Origin of the sequence: Gardnerella sp. DNF01157 (genome assembly GCF_049244225.1) — a bacterium.
Classification (GTDB): domain Bacteria; phylum Actinomycetota; class Actinomycetes; order Actinomycetales; family Bifidobacteriaceae; genus Bifidobacterium; species Bifidobacterium leopoldii.
On sequence record NZ_CP058388.1, the window covers coordinates 843866 to 862817 of the forward strand.

Genomic DNA, 18952 nt, shown 5'->3' on the forward strand with positions numbered 1-18952 from the left:
ATGTAATCAAAACTAATTACAAAAAGCGCGCCCGCAAATTAATGCAAGCGCGCTTAAAGCGATTAAATTAAATCAAATTGGAGCATTTAAGCTAGGCAACATCAGGATCATCTTTAGCGATCGTACCAGTAAGCTTTCCAATAGCCTTCAATAAGTGATATACAACCAACACCACAACGGTTCCGATTGCAATACCGTTGAACTGAATGCCAGAAATAGCAAACTGGAAGTTAGCAATACCAATAATCATAACGATTGCAGCAATCATAATATTCACTGGCTTATCGAAGTTCACTTTGTTTTCTACCCAGATTCTTACGCCAATCATGCCAATCATGCCGTAAAGCAAAGTGGTCACGCCACCGAGAACACCAGCTGGAATTGAGTTTACAACAGCACCAAACTTTGGGCAAAGGCTCAGGATGAATGCAAAAGCTGCAGCACACCAATAAGCTGCAGTAGAATAGACCTTTGTTGCGGCCATAACACCGATATTTTCGCCGTACGTAGTAGTACCACAGCCACCGAATAAACCAGCAATAGCTGTACCAAAACCATCTGCAAATAATGCAGTTCCAATCTTAGAGTCATAGTCGCGACCAGTCATTTGAGCTACAGACTTTACGTGACCAACATTTTCTGCGATAAGAACAAGTACTACCGGCAAGAACATAAGTAGAACAGAGAAATCAACTTGTGGAGTGTGGAATTTAGGAAAACCAATCCAAGAAGCTTCTTCAATCTTTTTAAAATCGACTTGACCTTGGAAGCATGCATAAGCGTAACCAACGAGAACACCTAAAAGAATATTTAAACGACCAAGAAGACCGCGAAATACTACAGCAATAAGCATTACAGCAACTAATGTCACAAGAGCCGTATCTGGAGCTTTCTGGAAATTAGTCCAAACTGCAGGTCCTAAATTAAAACCAATAATTGCAACGATTGCACCGTTTACAACAGGCGGCATAATAATGTCAATCCACTTAGCTCCTGCAAAATGTACAAGCACACCTATAAGAGCAAGAAGTAAACCTGTGCACATAATGCCAAAGCTTGCAACTGCAATACCTTTATGAGCTGTTGTTACAGCCATAACAGGTGCTATAAGACCAAAAGAGCTTCCCAGATAACTAGGAAGCTTATTTGCGTTAATAAGTAAGAACAGTGCTGTAGAAATAGCAGTGAACATCAATGTTGTTGATGGATCAAAGCCTGTAAGAATAGGCACCAAGAACGTAGCACCAAACATTGCAATAACATGCTGAGCACCAATTCCAGCAGTACGAGTCCAAGTCAAACGCTCGTCTGGCTCTACAACTTCACCAGGCTTTAACGTTTTGCCATTACCGTGAAGCTGCCACGTGAATAATGAATTCATTTCTTCTCCTTGCAAAAACAAGCTATGCAAAATGTTGTGTAAACAAGTGTCGCTAAAAAACAAGCACTCATTGAGCGCTGGGATGGCAGCTTCTGGGAGGTCCATTGCACCACCGACCCATATGCCAAAGGGACATTCTAATGTTGCAAAACGAAAGTGTCGAGCATAAGAAAAAAATTACAGTTTTGTTTTTTATTTTTGTTGGAATATCAAGCAAAGTCGGCGTGTTGAAAAGAATGCAATGAACACCAACTAAAGTTGATACTTACTAACTTATGTTTATAAAATAATTAAAGTTAGGCAAAGTTAAACAATCGCAAAATTAGTGAACACATATTCAAGCAAGTAATTTTTGTAAATATTCTTGCAAAACTAATGCGTGATTTACTTTTGGATTTTTTGCAGCATACAACAAAGTTATAGTTTGATACTTATTAAACAAATCCATAATCACACCAACAGCTTCATGATTTGAATCAAGTTCTTCAACATAACGATGCGAAAATTCTTCAAAATGCTCCGGGTCATGATTAAACCACTTGCGTAACTGCGAAGTAGGAGCAATATCTTTAAGCCATTTATCAATATGAGCATATTCTTTGCTTATACCACGCGGCCAAAGTCTATCAACCAAGACTCTCACACCATCATCTTCACTAACCGTTTCATACACACGCTTAATCTTCACAGTGCACTTGTTCATAAAATCTCCTTTATACGTTTACTATAATCGCAGCTTTATTTATTTTTTCAAGGAATTATTTACTAGCAAAAGATATATGCGATATAAATTGAGTTATTATGTTCGATTATGTGATTTTATGTCGGCGTGTCGCGTTTATTTGCAGCAAAATTATATAAAATTTGCTTAATTTTTTAATTTATGTTCGTTTTTGTCCGATTATGGGAGAATACTTGGCTAAATGGTTAATTTCTTTGATACATGGAAAAAGAAAATCTGCACCATCGATATGGCTCTTATTGCTGTATTGACACTTCTAGCTTCCTTCATTGGTAGCTGGCTTAAGCAGTACCCAGGTTTCCAATTACTTGGTGCTCTTATTATTGCGTTGCTTGTTGGCATGGCTCTGCAGCTGCCATTGCACGTGTACAAAATGAATAATGATTCAAGGCGAGCAGGCGTTAAAAGCGCTGCTGGTTTGATTGCAAACAAACTTCTTCGCCTAGGTATTATTCTCCTCGGATTTAAGCTGAATTTGCATGATTTGTTTACCAAGGGCATTAAATGCTTGCCTATTGCAGCTGTGTTAGTTGCAATAATGGTTTGCGTAACTTATAACATTGCTAAACTCTTGAAGGTAAATCCTCAGCTTGCAATGCTTACAGCAGGAGGCACAAGTATTTGTGGAGCTGCTGCAGTTATGGGTCTTTCTGGCTCAATGCCAGTTCTTCCAGAAGAGGAAGATGAGAAAGAACAGAACGAAGTTATGGCTGTTGCAACAGTTGCAATTATGGGCACTATTTACGCTCTTGCTGAAATCTTCATCCTGCCTAACTTTGGCATGACTAAGCAGCAGCTTGGCATTACAGCAGGTGCATCACTTCACGAAATCGCACATGCCGTTGCAGCTGGCGGAGCATTCGATAGTATCGATGTTGCAACAATCATGAAGCTTTCACGAGTTCTTATGCTCGTTCCAGCCTCCATCTTTATTGCAATTTGGTGGAATGCTCGTCATAGCAAAGTTGAAAATGGCGGAAAGCATAAGATTAGCTTCCCATGGTTTATGCTTGGCTTTATTGCAGCATCCGTTATTGGAACTTATGTTCCTTTCATAACAGCTCACGCATCAACTCTTGTAGAAGCAGGATACGTTTTCCTTGGCATGGCTATGGCTGCACTTGGAATTAACGTAAACTTCCGAGCTATTTTTAAGCAAGGTCGCGCAGCATTTGCAGCAAGCTTCCTAGCTTCTATTGTTTTAGTTGCTTTGGCTTATGCAGCTGCAGTACTGTTCTTCTAAATACAACATTACAAAATAGTTTTGCTTAACAAATGAGGGTCTTCGTTTGAAGATCCTCATTTTATATTCTCGATAATTTATTTTCGTGTATTCTTGAAAAATCTATCCAATATGCACAGCCGTTCCATCAGGAATATTTTTATAAAACCATTTGGCATCCGCAACGCTTAAACGCACACAACCATGCGATGCAGGCTTTCCAAGCTTCATGCCTTCTGACGGAATATATTCTCCAAAATTATAATTCGTCGGCACAGAATGGAATAAATATTGCGATCCAATAAAAGCAACCCAGTAATCCGCTCCAACTTTTTCATCTTGATTAAAGAAATGATCACCACGACCATTAATTTGATAATTACCATGAGGAGTCGAGTCTTTTATTCCAGAACTCATAACCATTGAATACACAGTTTTCCCATGAGCAATAATATAAACACGCTGTTTTTTCAAATTTACATTCACATGCAAATCCGAAACCTTTATTCCTGTAAGATTAGGATAGGCTCCACCAGTAGGATATTTCCAAAAATTAGGTTTAAGTAAAGACTTATTTTCTAGATAATTTTTGCAATATTTTTTAATAAAAGATTTATCATTACCGTTCAGTTTGCTTATTTTGCAATCAATTTTTTCACGCTCACTCAAATTAATTTTTTTTAACTGAGCACTATGCCTTAAAGAAGCAGAAACAACATTAGAAGTTTCAAAACTAACAAAGCAGAAGAACGGAATCAATAATGTAGCCAATAAAGCTGATGCAACACAACGAGCAAAATTAGAACTACGCTTCCACCATTTGCAAAATCTTGCAACAATGCGAACACACTTGCGTATATCGCTCACAAAGTTACGAATAAATTGCATAACATCTCCATTGTAAAAGCAAAAACGTCGCTCCCCCTAGTTTAACAGCAAACCGAGGAGAGCAACGCTTAAAAAAAAAATAAATCTTTTATTTATTATGATATTAAAATCACTCGTAACATAAAAATCATAAATTTTTTTGAACGAACATGAAAATAATCATACATTAAATTTGAATTCGACAATATCACCGTCTTGCATCACATAGTCGCGACCTTCAAGACGAAGCTTTCCTTCTTCCTTAATTTTTGCCATAGAACCGTCAGCAGCAACGAAATCATCATAAGATACGATTTCTGCCTTAATAAATCCACGCTCAAAATCAGTGTGAATCACACCAGCAGCTTGTGGAGCAGTCCAACCTTTATGAATCTGCCAAGCGTGAACTTCCTTAACACCAGCAGTCAAATAGGTTTGAAGACCTAAAATATCGAATCCCACACGCGCAAGTTGATCCAAACCAGATTCCTTCAAACCAGCATCTTCAAGCATTTCACGAGCATCAGCTTCGTCAAGTTCAGTAAGCTCGGACTCAAACTGAGCATTAAGGAATATTGCTTTTGCAGGAGCGACAGATGCAGAAAGTTTAGACTTCAAATCTTCATCAGCCAACTCCGAATCATCCACGTTAAACACGTAAATAAATGGCTTAGCAGTGAGCAAGTGTAAATCATACACATCGTTTTTATCAATAAGCTTTTCGTTATGAGCCTGGTCAATAGTCTTTCCAGATTCAAGAATTTCCTTAGCTTTATTTACAGCGTCTACGTATTCCTGCGTAACTTTCTTACCGCGCAAATCCTTTTCCAACTTTGGAAGAGCATTGTCAATAGTTTGCATATCGGCGAGAATTAGCTCAGTATTAATCGTGTCAATATCGTCAGCAGGATCTACTCTGCCGTTAACATGCACAATATCATCATCATTAAATGCGCGCACAACTTCGCAAATAGCGTCTGCTTCGCGAATATTAGCAAGGAACTTATTGCCCAAACCTTCACCCTCGGAAGCACCCTTAACAATGCCTGCAATATCAACGAAAGTAACTGTTGCTGGAACAATCTTTTCAGTATTAACTAATTTAGCTAAAACTGGAAGACGATGATCCGGAAGCGGAACAATACCAGTATTAGGCTCAATAGTTGCAAACGGATAATTCTCCGCCAAAACGTTGTTGCGGGTTAAAGCATTAAACATAGTGGACTTACCAACGTTTGGCAATCCAACGATTCCAATAGTTAAAGACATATTTACCTAGTTTAGACCAGCGCCGGGAAAGCCGACACAACTTGATTTTATTTACTATTTATTTTCAATAGCATCAACTGCAGCAATCACATCTCCCCTAAATCCGCGAGATTCTAGCTCAGCAACGCCACGAATAGTGGTTCCTCCAGGAGAGCACACTGCATCTTTCATAGCACCAGGATGCGTGCGCGAATCCATGTATAACGCACCTACTCCTTCAATCATTTTTGCAGCCAAACGGTAAGCACAATCACGTTGCAAACCATACTTCACACCAGCATCACTCAATGCTTCCATGTACATTGCTGTAAAAGCTGGAGCGCAGCTAGAAATACACATTGCAATATTCATATGATCACTAGTCACTCGCTCTACCAAAGAAATTGGCTCAAATAAAGCATTAAACATTGAAAGTTGACTATCAGTAAGCGTATGAGTAGTTTCAGCTAAAGTCACACCTTGGCCTACAGAAATAGGAGTATTAGGAATAATGCACTGAACATGAGCTTCCTTGCCAAGTAGTTCCATGTAACGCTCAAGCGTCCAACCGGCTGCAACGGAAATAACAGCAATACCTCGTTCATTAATAATTTCACAAATTGGCTTAAGTACTTCAGCAACCTGATATGGCTTTACAGCAATAATAATCGCATCACTTGCTTCACATACTTCTTGAGCAGTGTGCATAGCGCGAGCGCCAATCAGCGAAGTATTACGCTCGAGTTTTTCAAAATTATGCGCGCAAGCAACAATATTTTCACCTTGTAATACGCCAGCATTCAGTGCACCTTTAGCGATTGCTTGTGCCATGTTGCCATAACCTATAAAACCAACAGTTTCAGATACACAAGTACTCATACACGACCCCCTTTAGCGCATTGATAAAACAATAGCGCACTCATTACTAAGCAAACAGATGTATAGCATAGCAAAGAGTGCACTATAATCATTGCGCATATTAAAATTATTACCTTTATATATGGCTTATCTCTTATAAATTCCCTCTAAATCACCACGATTCAGTGCCTCATCAAACAAATGACGGAAAACAATGTCTCCATGCAAACCATCATGCTCAAACTCGTTCGTTGTCCAATAGTGGGAGTTGGCAATACGAGAAAGAGTGTCAAGCTGAAGACCAGAATCGACATACATGTCATCAAAATACACTGCTGATTGCAATGGAACTTCGTTATTAGCAAGTTGATCTTGATCGTAAATTTTGCCAAACTGCTTATCTTTCATCAAGCAGTCAACAGCTGGAAGGAATGGTTGCAAAGCTTTCTCTTGATCGTACATCCAAGGAAACATTGCTTCACCTGTAAACATAATAGGGCGAGCAGAACCAGAAAACTCTGGCATAGTTTCTCGAACCTGCTGAGCAGCCCACAAAATTGGGTGTTCCAATTCACCATCAGCATAAATAAATTCTTGTAATGGCCAATAAAGTGGACTAGAAGCTGTAGAATCCATGACACCATACACAAAATCGTCACTTAAACTACCTGCAGAAGCTCCTCCGCCGTGCTTAAATGCTTTCAAGGAACCATCACCATCTGCAAACGCAGAGTCAATTAACCAATGCACTCGTTCAAAACTTGGTTTCATTCCAAATGAAGAACCCAACATTTGGAATCGCTCAACCGTAAGTTTTTCACCGTTCGGAAGCACAACATCACCCTGTGCAATACGATCTGCAATAGCTGCAGCACGAGCAACATCTTGCGGATAGCGCTCATAGAATTGCTCAGTTTTACGCGCCATACGAGGAAAAGTATGCTCATAGACTTCACGCGCATTTGCTGGAACGTGAGGAATACCTCCTGTTGTAAAGCTTGCAATTAATCCTTGAGGGAATAGTGATAGATATGTAAGAGTCAAGAAGCCACCATAGCTTTGACCAAGTGAAACCCATGGCTTAGCATCGAATTCAGTAAGTCGCAGATGTTCAAAATCGCGAATAATAGAGTCAGCCAAGAAACGCTTTAAATACCAGGCTTGTCGCTCAACGCTTACACCGTCATCTGCCATGCGCTTCATAGTTGAAGCGTCTACTCTTGAAGAACGCCCAACACCACGCTGATCCGGCAAGACTACGCGAAAATGTTTAATAGCTTCTTGAATCCAGCCATCACTAGAAGGCGAAAGTGGTCGCGGACACTGCCCACCAGGACCTCCTTGCAAAAATACTAACAAAGGCAAATTATCATGTACATGCTCAGGAGCACAAACTACTCTACAGAACAATCGGATTGTTTCGCCTTTAATAGCTCCACCAGGAGTGTTTCCTTCCCAATCAAGCGGCACGTCAATTGCACGTTCTTCGATATGCAATCCCGGAACATAATAGCTTGTAAGTAACGCCATTTCGCACTCCCTTTCTGTACTCTTGCATGCTACATGCAATGTCAATTACACATTCTTATATAAATCATACTCAAGTTCGATTGTTCTATAAAGTGCTATGCACTAGCCTAGTAATTATGAAAGTACCTAATATGTTTCAAAGTGTTATACAGTCCTTACGAAAAGAGCTCACATTAAACGACATATTATGGGGTATTATTCCACTTATTCTTTTTATACTTTCAAACAATAGATATAGTATAAGCTATGTTGACGGTTTACTGACTCAGGGTTCGCTGGTTACAGTAGCGCTTACAAATATCGTTGTTGCACTACTACTTTCAGTAAGAAAGATATGGCCTGAACAGGCGGCTATTATTTTTATTGTTATTTGCATTGTGCAAGTAATATTTGGTCCAGCTCAACTTTTCGCTGATTTCTTTGGTTTCGTGCTGCTTGTTAACGCTATTGCGCGCGGAAACCCAACGCATACGAAAGTTTTTGTTATTACAGCTTACATAACAACCATATTATCTTGCGCATTAATATCGTGGAATGTTGTAATGGGACCAATATATGGCAATAATCATTCGAAATCTAGTTATACCTGCAGTGTACGAAATATAAATAGCAGTAATATAAAAAATTGCGTTTCAAATATACTTAATTTTGCGATTCCTTCCATAATTTTTGCGATTATTATTACCACTATTACGGTTATTATTGGCTACTGGCAGCGCACTCATGTGCATACTATTCAACTTTTGCAAGAACACAATAACGCTATTCGCGCGTACCGCCGAAAAGCTCAACACATTGCTGTTACTGCAGAGCGAGCAAGAATTGCTAGAGATATGCACGATATTGTTGCTCATACGCTTTCTATTATTATTGTGCAAGCAGATGGCGGCCGTTATGCCGCAACACAAAATATTTCGCTCGCTAAAAAAACAATGCATATTATTAAAAATGAAGCTGAGCGCGCCGTTCACGACATGCGTAGGCTGCTAGAAGCTTTAACTGATGCACCTTCTAACGACACAAATTTGAATCACGTGCCATCACTTATTGAGCAAGCGCGAATTGCTTCACCAAATAATATTTTTTGGCATACTGTTGATGGCATAAATTCTTCTCATAAACTCAACAAAGCTGCACAAACTGTATCATATAGAATTATTCAAGAAGCACTTACTAATATTCGCAAGCATGCAGGCGAATGCGTTAAAGTAAACATTCATGAAGAATGGAACAACCAAGGTTTAAAACTAAAAATTACAAATGAAATACACAAAATCGAAGTTAACCAAACGCAAAATAGCAATGCGCAGCATAAAAACGGTTATGGCTTAATTGGCATGAAAGAACGCATTGAAAATCTTCACGGAACGCTTAATTACGGGAAACTAAACGATGGAACGTTTAGTATTGTTGCTTTTATTCCATATTCTTACAGCACAGACCCGTCAAATACTACTGCTTCTGTATTAAATAGTATTCCTAACGTTACTTATAAGAATGCAAAAATTAATAATCAATCAGTAGCGCAAACAAAACCGGCAAATGCAAATGTTCCAACCTCATCAAAAGTTTTTCCAGAAGTAAATGCTTCACAAAATAAGATTGAGAAAGTATCACAATGGTTTGAACAACATTGGCTTATTGGAGACATTATTTATGCAGCGCCTTGGATTGTTCTGATGCTTTTTGTACCAACTTATGATTTTATTCTTGGAGATGGAATGTCTTCACAATATTTCGACTCACTTTCGTTAGAAATATTTTATAGAGTATTTACTCTTGCAACCATGGTGCCGTTTATGTTCCGTAGAAAATCTCCAACAACATGCGCAATTGTTGCCGCAATATTTTCTGCAATACAGCTAATATTCTTACCTAATATTTTGTTTGCTAACTTATTCATTCCAAGCATTATTTATGCTGCGGTTCTATACGGCAAAAAGCGCGCATGGCAATGGATTAGCGCAATAGTACTTTTAGAATCTGCTATTTTTGCACTAAAAATTGGCATCGCATCAAGAAATATTCCAAAAAATGCAACTCCAATACAATTCTTTACATCGAATATAGACACGACTAATTTTTATATCATTATGCAAATGGCATCCGTAGGATTAGTTTTTGGTTTCGCAGTTGCGTTAATTTGTTTTACAGTTATTGCGTTTGCTTATTACCGAAGAAACGATGACAATAATTTATTGCTTCTAAAAACACGCAGAACAGAACTCGAGCAAGAACAAAAACAGCTAGAAGTACTTGCAGCAAACGCAGAAAGGCAGCGACTTAGCTCAAATATTCAGCAAAAAGTTGCTGTTACACTGCATAAAGTAATCGATGCCGCAAATAACGGAATTGATATGCTAAATAAATACGAAAAAGCAAATAACAATACAGAAAATCGAAAGTCATCAGACCCAGAGCAATCACAGGGACAAAGTGAAGAAATTAGTAAAGCTTTCAAAAATATTGGAGATGAAGGTCGCTCAGCACTAAAATATATGCGAAAATTGCTTGGAATTTTGCGAGAAACAGGATCAAGCGTTAATTCAGCAAATAATGGTGCGAATGTAACTGAAATTGCAGTTCGCCCTGCTCCCTCGCTCGATGAGCAAATTCAACACAGTGCATTAAATAAGCAAGAATAAGTTGATACTATAGAAAATATGGAAAACAATGGAGTAATTCGCGTTACAATAGCAGACGATCAGGAGCTTGTTCGTGCAGGATTTGCTATGGTAATTAACTCGCAGCAAGATATGCAAGTTGTTGCTCAAGCAGCGAATGGAAAACAAATAGTAGAGATTACAGAAAGAGATCATCCAGACATTATTCTTATGGACGTTCGCATGCCTGTAATGGACGGATTGGAAGCAACTCGCAAGATTCTGCAGCAAAAAACTAACGAAAATACTAAAATTATTATTCTGACAACTTTTGATTTAGACGAATATGTTATGGCTGCAATTCATGCTGGCGCTTCCGGGTTCCTTTTGAAAGATACTGAACCTGAAACTTTGCTTAATTCAATACGAACAGTGTATCAAGGAAACGCAATTATTGCTCCGACTGCTACGAAGCGTTTGATTGAAACTATGATTCAGCAAAGCAAAGTAGCAACAAATACTACAGAAAACAGTGCTGCGAATTATACCGCACAAGCAAGTTACGATGTACAAGCAAGTTCGACTGCGCAAACAAATCCGGATGTACAAGAAACACAAAGCTGCACATACGAAAATTCTGCTATTCCAGAACTTACTGATAGAGAACGCGAAGTTCTTGTTGAAATTGCTCACGGACTTTCAAATCAGGAAATTGCTGACAAACTATTTATTAGCTTGCCCACAGTAAAAACGCATGTTGCGCATATTTTAGGAAAAATCGATGCTAGAGACCGCGTTCAAGCTGTAGTTTTCGCTTACGAAAATGGCTTAGTTAAGCCGTAAAAAATATAAAATTGCGGCTGTTTATGCATAGACACAAATAGCCGCAATTTAGATTATCAACGTACCTAGTAGCCTTTTAATTTATGCTCTTGGAAGGCGACGGTGACGCATAACAGTCACGCCGGCAGCAGCAGCTCCAGAAATAGTTAATGCACCCAAAACGCCTAGCATTATAGTGCTAAGCATATTACCAGAAGACTTGTTTTCGCCTGCAACTTTAGCTTGAGCTTGTGGCTTATTGCTTTCAACAGGAGTCTTTTCTTCAACTTCCTCAACATCACCCTTGTTATTTTCAGGCTTCGTAGAGTTTTCTTCTGAAACCTGTGATTCGGTTGACTGGTTTGTTTTTGAAGTATTGTCTGTCGGAGTCACAGGCGAAGAAGAAGTATTAGCAGCAGCTGGAGCATGAGATTCGGCTGCAGAAGAAACCTTTTTAACTATTTCAACAACCGGAACTACTACTTTCTGAGTATTTGCATCAGAAGGCTTGGAGCTTGGCACTGCTGGAACCGCAGAAGCTGCAGGAACAACATGAGTTGAATTATTTTCAACTTGAACTGCTGGAACCGCAGGGGTTGCAGGAGCAGCAGGTGCCGACGGAACAGTAGGAACAGTAGGAACTGGTACTGTTGGAGCCGCAGAAGCTGGCGGCACAACCGGAGAATTAACAGATGGCACTGGAACCTTAGCTTTAGGAACCTCAGAAGCAGCATTTGATTGTGTATCGGATTCGGCAGGAGCAGCTACTTTCGGAGCAGATGCTACTGGAGGTGCAGGGACTGGAGCAGCATGCTCTTGAGATTCATTATCTTTTTTAGAATCAGAAGGTGCTGGAGCAGTAGGACCAGTCTGTTTTCCTGATTCTTTTGCCTCATTATTACCAGCAGAACTGTTACCACTTTGCTGATCTTTTTGATCTTTTTCCTTCTTCAATTGAGCTTTAAGAATAGTAACTTTAGCTTTAGCTTCCTCAAGATTCTTTTCTGCGTCCTTTAAAGAATCCTCAGCTTGCTTCTTTAAATCACTTTTCGCAGTTCTCTCCTGAATCTGATTGTTCTTAAATGTTTTAGCGCCTTCAAAGCCATTTCTTAATGACTTAATTTTTTCATCTAGTTTCTTTTTGTCGTCAACTAACTTATAGTTCTCAATAATATTATTAAGAAGCTTTGTTTCAGACTCTGCTTTCTTTACTTCAGAATCTTTACTGTTGGAAGCTTCAAGCTTACTAGCTACATCTTTTTTAGACTCATCAATTTGATCTTTAATTTTTTGAAGATCTTCACTTACTTTTTCAAATTCTTGCTTTGCATTCTGGAAAAGAACTTCTAATTCTTTCACAGTTTTTTCTTTAGCAGCAACAAGTTTCTTATTTTCTTCAACTTTTTTGCTAAGTGAAGTTTGATCATTAGAGACTTTTCTAAACTGCTCCGCTATAGAATAAATATTATCACCATCGTTTGGATCAACTTTTTCTAATGCGGATTCCAATTCACCGATTTTTGTATCATACTCTTTAATTTGAGCAGAATCACTTGCAATAGATTCATTAAGATTATCTACTTCTTTGTGAAGATCTGAAATCTGTGATTCATATTGTTTTATATTAGCTGCAGCTCTTTCTTTTGTTTGACTTTTTTCTTCTTCGTCACTTTGCAAAGCATCAAGAGCTAATTTTGCATGATCATATTGCTCTTTTAAAAGTTCATATGCGGCTTTTAATCCAATAAGCTCGTTATCCTTTTCTTCTTTGGATTTTTCAAATTCTGCAATTTTTACTTTTGCGGCTTCGGAATCCATTTTCAATGCATTTTCAGCTTCTAAAAGTTCCTTTTCCTTATCTTTCTCAACGTTTTCAAATCCTTTTTCAGTTTCAGAGATTTTACTTAAAAGATCGTCAAATTCTGCAACTTTTTTCTTATACTCTTCAATTTGAGCTTCTAATTGCTGAACCTGCTCTTCAGCTTTTTCAATTGCTTCTTCAGTAGATGCTTTTGCAGTCACCTCTGTTTGAGCTTGCGTATTTTGTACATCCTCAACAGCTTCTTGCGCCCATGCTGGCATTGGGCCTTGCAGGAACAAAACAAATCCTGCGATTGCTGCGGCAGATTTTTTCTTGACCGTTACCATATTTGTTACTCCTTGCTCGTAGCGGCCTTCATGTCTAACTTATGTCAGCAGTCATCCTTGAGCATAACAAAGGAATAAATACATTTTCAACGCTATTTATTCGGAATATTTCCGATAAAACTTGTCATAATGAATAATAATCGTATTATTTTTGAAGACCATTAATAAAAAATGCCAATTATGCACATAATATTATATAATTCGAATAGTTATACACAATAATTTTTAAAAAATAATAACAATATTACAAATTTTTTCAGAGTGTCGAAAAAGCCTAAGAAAAAGATAATGCCGATAAGTAAAATTTACATACCGGCATTATCTCTATTTTTTCTGCAACTTAACTTCTACAGACTATCTTTTCACATATGTTCTTACGAAATTTAGTCCTCCGCGAGCGCAACTACTGGCGAAGACTTTACTGCTCTACGAGCTGGAAGAACGCTGGAAAGAAGCGCTGCAAGCAAAGCGATTAGAGCAAGAACCGCGTAAATAGTCCAATCAATTACAAACGGAACTTTGCCAATTGCGCTAAACACCATGTAGGATCCAATCCACCCAAACGCTGTTCCAACAATCAAGCCAGAAACGGTGCTTGTTAAGGAAATCAACGTTGCTTCCAACGCAAGAGATCTTCTAACCTGTCCTCTTGTCATGCCGATTGCTCGCAAAGTTGCAGATTCTTTGGTTCGCTCAATAACAGACAAGCTTAATGTGTTTGCAACACCTATTAAAGCAATCACAACAGCTACTGCTATTAAGCCAACAAGCAACATCATCATTACGTCGATAGCACTTTCCCACTGCGCTCGCTGGAACACGCTTCCACCAGCCATAACCTCCGCATAGCTAGATGTAATATTTCTAATATTCTTAACAATATCTACAAGATTAGCTTTGCTAGAGTCTACCGAAATAAGCAGAATATGCGTTGTAGGCTTAAGGTAGTTATTGAAGTAAGATTTGCTCACAAAAGCAGTATTCCTTGAATATATATTGACATTCCTATACTTCTTAAACTGAACTTGCTTTACAGTAATGCTCTTATCGTTATTACTCGGGTCTGTATTCATTCCGGTAAATGGCGTAATATCATCACTGTCTGTTTCACCAGAACTGTACTTTTCTACATAAGCTTGTAGATTAAGGTTTCCTTTTTTAAGTTCAAAGGGTTCTCCCCCTTCTTCGTTAAACTTAGGCAAAAGCACAGAATCTTTGTTTATATTAACGCCATCAAGATCAGTGTGCATTACATTTTTAAGTTGATTTACATTATCAACTCCAGCTGCCATAGCATACTCAGTTTTGCCCTTAGCGTTCTTAAAAGTCATAGGAACTGCAGGAAGCAACTCAGTATGCTTTATTCCACTAATCTTTGAAATGTCGGCAGCTAAAGATTCATCAACATTCTTGCCTTGAATAATAATGTCAACACTGTAATGGTCATCAACAACACCTTTAAGAGTTGCTTTACCACAAATTGCGCCCGTTACTACTGTAGAAACAAGCGTTACTCCAATAAGCAAAGCTGTTCCAGTTGCTGCAACTCTTCTAGGATTTCTTTGCACGTTTGCATTAGCAACTTTAGACGCGGGCCCACAAAGCGCCATAATTGCTCCAGTTGCCTTCATAGCAAACGGCATCCAGAATGTTGCTGTAATAATAATGCCAATAAAAACAAGCGCACAACCAAACATTGCTCCAAGCAAAGTCATCCAAGAGTCAGAACCAGCAGTAGGCGACTTACCCGCAATCATGCTTGCCAAAGAAGTAGCACTTAAAGCCGTAGCTAAAATACCTACAACAATAAACAGAACGCCAAAAACAGCGCGAATAATGCTTGCACGCTTATCTTTAATCAAATCCATTGGTCGCAGCGCTTCCATAGGCGTTACTTTTGTAGCAGATCGAGCAGCACTCATAGATGCAAGAACTGTTACAATCGTGCCAATTGCTATTGGCCACACAATTGCCGGAAGTGAAACAATCAAAGGAATCTTAGATAACGGTCCAGAATTAATATTCACATTACTAATTGCGCCCATAAATCCGATTGCGCAAAGCACACCAACACCTGCAGAAATAACTCCAAGTATTGCAGCTTCAAGCAAAACTGCCGCATAAAGCTGGTGTGACTGTGCGCCGATTACGCGCAAAAGCGCAAGAGTTCGTCTACGCTGTGCAACTAATACTTGGAATGTGTTTGCTATAACAAGCGAAGAAATAAGCAACGCTAGGATACCAAAAGATAGCAAGAACATGGTTACAAAATTAGTGCCGTTAGACACATTTCGAACAGCTCTTACGCCAACTTCATGCCTAGACATAAGAGAGAATCTCGAAGGAAGCAAAGAGTTAATCTTAGGAGATAAATCGTTTATTTTAGATTCATCAATACTCATGTACACTTTGCTTTGCACAACTTCATTGTCAAAATTCTTAAGATTGTTGAGTTTTGCACAAAAATCATTCGTTACTCCACCAAGATACGTGCCGCGATTTGAAACTGGTATTTGAGAATGTTCTCCATCGTCTACAAGACCAACCACACGAACATCGTACGATTTTTCTTTATCTCCGCCAGTGTCATCTACTTTAACCAAAGTTATAGTATCGCCAATGTTTGCATGTATTGATTTTGCAATACTTTTAATAAGCGTAATTTCGCCTATTTTTTGCGGATCTCTACCTTCTGTTGATTTATACACAGGAAGATTTCCGTACAAACCATTAGACCAAGCGATACTCGTAACTGATTTATCACCTTTTTCTACTCTTACAAGCGCAGTCGCATCGTCACTACGAATGCCATTAACGCCAGGCATCTTCGATATTTTGTCTAAATGAAGGTCTTTGTAATGAATTTCACTACTCGGAGAGCTGTTAGGATTCCTAAATGAGATTGCATAATTTGCGCTACCGAATTCATCTGTTGCATTGCGAACCATCAAGTCATCAACGCTGTTTGCAAAAAGCAAAGTAGCGCTCATAAACATGCTGCCTATAAGAATTGCAATTCCAGAGGCGATTAGCATGCGCACGCTTTTACGCATAAGTTTTAGTGCGATTTTCCACATTCTAACTTCACCACCTTTTATTGCAATTGAGCAGGCTGATTATTAACGCCAGCCTCGCTGCGTTCCATAAGCATCTTGCTCATTCCTTCTGCAGTAGGATTTTGCACGTCTTCAACGATTTGACCATCTGCAAACACGATTGCTCGATCCGCATAAGACGCTGCAACAGCGTCGTGAGTAACCATAATCACAGTTTGACCAAGTTCCGTTACAGACTTCTTCAAAAAATGCAAAACTTCTGAGCTGGAAGCAGAGTCAAGATTACCAGTAGGCTCATCCGCAAAAACTACGGAAGGCTTAGAGATTAAAGCTCGAGCAATTGCAACGCGTTGTCGCTGACCGCCAGAAAGCTCAGCAGGCCTATGCTTTAAGCGATCTTGCAAGCCAAGAGTTAAAACCAAAGTATTAAACCATTGCTTATCTGGCTTTTTGCCTGCCAAAGTAAGAGGCATAAGAATATTTTGCTCAGCACTAAACATTGGAAGAAGATTAAAACTTTGGAAAATGAACCCAACCATTTCGCGTCGCATAAGCGTAAGCTGTTTATCGCTCATTCCTGTAATATCTAGGCCATCTACCAAAACTTTTCCAGAATTAACGCTGTCAAGACCAGCCAAAGAATGCATTAAAGTTGACTTTCCAGAGCCAGACGGGCCCATAATCGCAGTGAACTTGCCGCGCTCAAAGCTAACACTAACGTCTCGCAAAGCGTGAACAATGCCTGCACCCTTGCCAAAATCTTTAACAACATGCAAAGCTGCAACTGCCGTCTCACCAATCAAGTTTTGGTTAAAATCTGCTCTAAAATCTAAAGCATTTTCTTGCTCGTATGAGCTTGTTTCGTACGGACTGTTCATAACTGCTCCTTTTCTTAAAAAGTAGTAATCGCATAGTTATCTACTGCTAATACTTAAATTTACGTGAAAAGACTGCTGGTTACTATCGTGCGTAAGGCGGAAATTATTTAGAAAAAATTAGCATCTCATCCTAAAGTATGATGCGTAAATTTACATAATGTATAAAAAATCGGAGCACATACAAATACGAATGCGCTCCGAATAAAATGGTAATGGATCTTCAGGAATATTTTTAATTAATAATTTTTTACTTTGCTTTCTCTTTTCTATTTAAGCAAGTCCTGCTTTACGAACAGCGTCAAATCCGCGCTGCAAATCGGCAAGAATATCGTCAATATGTTCAGTTCCAATAGACAAACGAATAGTACCTTCATGAATGCCCTGATCTTCCAACTCTTCAGAAGTTTCCTGAGAGTGCGTAGTAGATGCAGGATGGATAACCAATGACTTTACGTCAGCAACATTTGCAAGCAATGAGAAAAACTGTAAATTGTCAATAAATATGCGAGCTGCATCCCTTCCACCTTTAATATCAAACGTGAAAATAGAGCCTCCACCATTCGGGAAGTAGCGCTTATAAAGCTCGTGATCAGAACGACCTTCAATAGAAGGATGACTTACAGATTCAACCTCTGGCACAGTTTGCAAATATTGAACAACCTTCAACGCATTCTCAACGTGACGCTCAACACGCAAACTCAAAGTTTCCGTGCCTTGCAAAAGCAAGAATGCAGCAAACGGGCTAATGCAAGCGCCAGTATCGCGCAAAATAATCGCACGAATACGAGTCACAAAAGCCACAGATCCTAAAGCATCATAGAAGTTCAAACCATGATAGCTAGGGTCAGCTTCAGTAAGAGTTGGGAATTTTCCAGGGACTTTAGCCCAATCAAAATTGCCGCCTTCAACAATAATGCCACCAAGAGTTGTGCCATGGCCGCCAATAAACTTCGTAGCAGACTCAACTACAATATCTGCACCATGCTCAAGCGGACGGAACAAGTATGCAGTTGCAAAAGTGTTGTCAACAAAAACAGGAAGATTGTGGCGATGCGCAATCTCGGAAATAGCCTCAAAATCAGGCAAATCAGCATTAGGATTACCAAAAGTTTCAAAGTACACGAGCTTCGTATTCGGCTGAATTGCATCCTCGAAGTTCTGAGGATTCTTAGGATCCACAAAAGTAGTTGTTACACCATCTCGAGGAAGAGTATGACGAAGAAGGTTATAAGTTCCACCATACACATTCTTTGAAGACACAATGTGATCGCCCTGCTGAGTGATGTTACGAATAGCATAGTCTACAGCTGCCGCACCAGAAGCAACAGCCAAAGCTGCAGTTCCACCTTCAAGAGCTGCAATTCTACGCTCAAAAACATCTTGAGTAGAATTCGTCAAACGGCCATAAATATTTCCAGCGTCACGCAAATCAAAACGAGCAGCGGCATGATCAAAATCGTGGAACACGTAGCTTGTTGTTTGATAAATAGGAACTGCACGAGAATCAGTTGCCGGATCCGCCTGCTCTTGACCAACATGCAACTGCAAGGTTTCAAAATGATACTTTCCTTGCGTTTCTTCAATATCGCTCATAATA

13 protein-coding genes are annotated in these 18952 nt (G+C 39.2%); 3 read left to right on the forward strand and 10 right to left on the reverse strand.

Features of this window, described 5'->3' with window-relative positions; genetic code table 11:
- Positions 1–91: 91 nt before the first annotated feature.
- Positions 92–1381, reverse strand: coding sequence for a uracil-xanthine permease family protein (locus tag HXT38_RS03150; RefSeq protein WP_004119362.1), 1290 nt, complete (start codon positions 1379–1381; stop codon positions 92–94).
- Positions 1382–1718: 337 nt separating this feature from the next.
- Positions 1719–2084, reverse strand: a complete 366-nt coding sequence (locus HXT38_RS03155; protein ID WP_101892149.1) for a DUF488 domain-containing protein — start codon at positions 2082–2084, stop codon at positions 1719–1721.
- 220 nt (positions 2085–2304) lie between these two features.
- Here HXT38_RS03155 and HXT38_RS03160 point away from each other — a divergent pair, with 220 nt between their 5' ends.
- A complete protein-coding gene (locus HXT38_RS03160) occupies positions 2305–3366 on the forward strand; it encodes a YeiH family protein (protein ID WP_032842515.1) in 1062 nt (353 codons plus the stop codon).
- 102 nt (positions 3367–3468) lie between these two features.
- On the opposite strand, the gene HXT38_RS03165 is transcribed toward HXT38_RS03160, so the two are convergent.
- The 4 genes from HXT38_RS03165 to HXT38_RS03180 all read right to left on the reverse strand — a co-directional run bounded on the left by HXT38_RS03165 (position 3469) and on the right by HXT38_RS03180 (position 7848).
- The gene (locus HXT38_RS03165; RefSeq protein WP_421791603.1) at positions 3469–4233 is read right to left on the reverse strand and encodes a L,D-transpeptidase; all 765 of its coding nucleotides are present in this window, start codon (positions 4231–4233) and stop codon (positions 3469–3471) included.
- Positions 4234–4392: 159 nt separating this feature from the next.
- Positions 4393–5481: a redox-regulated ATPase YchF gene (ychF, locus tag HXT38_RS03170; protein ID WP_004106888.1), complete on the reverse strand. Its 1089-nt coding sequence runs from the start codon at positions 5479–5481 to the stop codon at positions 4393–4395.
- Positions 5482–5535: 54 nt separating this feature from the next.
- Complete coding sequence (gene proC / locus HXT38_RS03175) at positions 5536–6339, reverse strand: pyrroline-5-carboxylate reductase (RefSeq protein ID WP_004106891.1); 804 nt, start codon at positions 6337–6339, stop codon at positions 5536–5538.
- A 126-nt stretch (positions 6340–6465) separates the two neighbouring features.
- Positions 6466–7848, reverse strand: a complete 1383-nt coding sequence (locus HXT38_RS03180) for an alpha/beta fold hydrolase (protein WP_064340433.1) — start codon at positions 7846–7848, stop codon at positions 6466–6468.
- A gap of 116 nt (positions 7849–7964) precedes the next feature.
- Between HXT38_RS03180 and HXT38_RS03185 the strand changes: the two genes are divergently transcribed.
- Positions 7965–10493 (forward strand): sensor histidine kinase, encoded by a 2529-nt coding sequence (locus HXT38_RS03185; protein WP_421791605.1) that lies wholly within the window; start codon positions 7965–7967, stop codon positions 10491–10493.
- A gap of 18 nt (positions 10494–10511) precedes the next feature.
- Complete coding sequence (locus tag HXT38_RS03190) at positions 10512–11294, forward strand: response regulator (RefSeq protein ID WP_004106900.1); 783 nt, start codon at positions 10512–10514, stop codon at positions 11292–11294.
- An 81-nt stretch (positions 11295–11375) separates the two neighbouring features.
- Here HXT38_RS03190 and HXT38_RS03195 read toward each other — a convergent pair whose 3' ends face one another.
- From HXT38_RS03195 to HXT38_RS03210, 4 genes are all read right to left on the reverse strand, one after another.
- Complete coding sequence (locus tag HXT38_RS03195) at positions 11376–13421, reverse strand: chromosome partitioning protein ParA (RefSeq protein ID WP_174143374.1); 2046 nt, start codon at positions 13419–13421, stop codon at positions 11376–11378.
- A 383-nt stretch (positions 13422–13804) separates the two neighbouring features.
- A complete protein-coding gene (locus HXT38_RS03200; RefSeq protein ID WP_004106904.1) occupies positions 13805–16498 on the reverse strand; it encodes an ABC transporter permease in 2694 nt (897 codons plus the stop codon).
- A gap of 17 nt (positions 16499–16515) precedes the next feature.
- Positions 16516–17355 (reverse strand): ABC transporter ATP-binding protein, encoded by an 840-nt coding sequence (locus HXT38_RS03205; RefSeq protein ID WP_004106907.1) that lies wholly within the window; start codon positions 17353–17355, stop codon positions 16516–16518.
- Positions 17356–17625: 270 nt separating this feature from the next.
- A complete protein-coding gene (locus HXT38_RS03210; RefSeq protein ID WP_421791608.1) occupies positions 17626–18948 on the reverse strand; it encodes an O-acetylhomoserine aminocarboxypropyltransferase/cysteine synthase family protein in 1323 nt (440 codons plus the stop codon).
- Between the last annotated feature and the right edge of the window lie 4 nt (positions 18949–18952).

Coding starts and splice junctions, on each gene's coding strand:
- HXT38_RS03150 (WP_004119362.1), bottom strand. CDS start 1,381: ATGAATTCATTATTCACGTGGCAGCTTCACGGTAATGGCAAAACGTTA.
- HXT38_RS03155 (WP_101892149.1), bottom strand. CDS start 2,084: ATGAACAAGTGCACTGTGAAGATTAAGCGTGTGTATGAAACGGTTAGT.
- HXT38_RS03160 (WP_032842515.1), top strand. CDS start 2,305: ATGGTTAATTTCTTTGATACATGGAAAAAGAAAATCTGCACCATCGAT.
- HXT38_RS03165 (WP_421791603.1), bottom strand. CDS start 4,233: ATGCAATTTATTCGTAACTTTGTGAGCGATATACGCAAGTGTGTTCGC.
- ychF (WP_004106888.1), bottom strand. CDS start 5,481: ATGTCTTTAACTATTGGAATCGTTGGATTGCCAAACGTTGGTAAGTCC.
- proC (WP_004106891.1), bottom strand. CDS start 6,339: ATGAGTACTTGTGTATCTGAAACTGTTGGTTTTATAGGTTATGGCAAC.
- HXT38_RS03180 (WP_064340433.1), bottom strand. CDS start 7,848: ATGGCGTTACTTACAAGCTATTATGTTCCGGGATTGCATATCGAAGAA.
- HXT38_RS03185 (WP_421791605.1), top strand. CDS start 7,965: ATGAAAGTACCTAATATGTTTCAAAGTGTTATACAGTCCTTACGAAAA.
- HXT38_RS03190 (WP_004106900.1), top strand. CDS start 10,512: ATGGAAAACAATGGAGTAATTCGCGTTACAATAGCAGACGATCAGGAG.
- HXT38_RS03195 (WP_174143374.1), bottom strand. CDS start 13,421: ATGGTAACGGTCAAGAAAAAATCTGCCGCAGCAATCGCAGGATTTGTT.
- HXT38_RS03200 (WP_004106904.1), bottom strand. CDS start 16,498: ATGTGGAAAATCGCACTAAAACTTATGCGTAAAAGCGTGCGCATGCTA.
- HXT38_RS03205 (WP_004106907.1), bottom strand. CDS start 17,355: ATGAACAGTCCGTACGAAACAAGCTCATACGAGCAAGAAAATGCTTTA.
- HXT38_RS03210 (WP_421791608.1), bottom strand. CDS start 18,948: ATGAGCGATATTGAAGAAACGCAAGGAAAGTATCATTTTGAAACCTTG.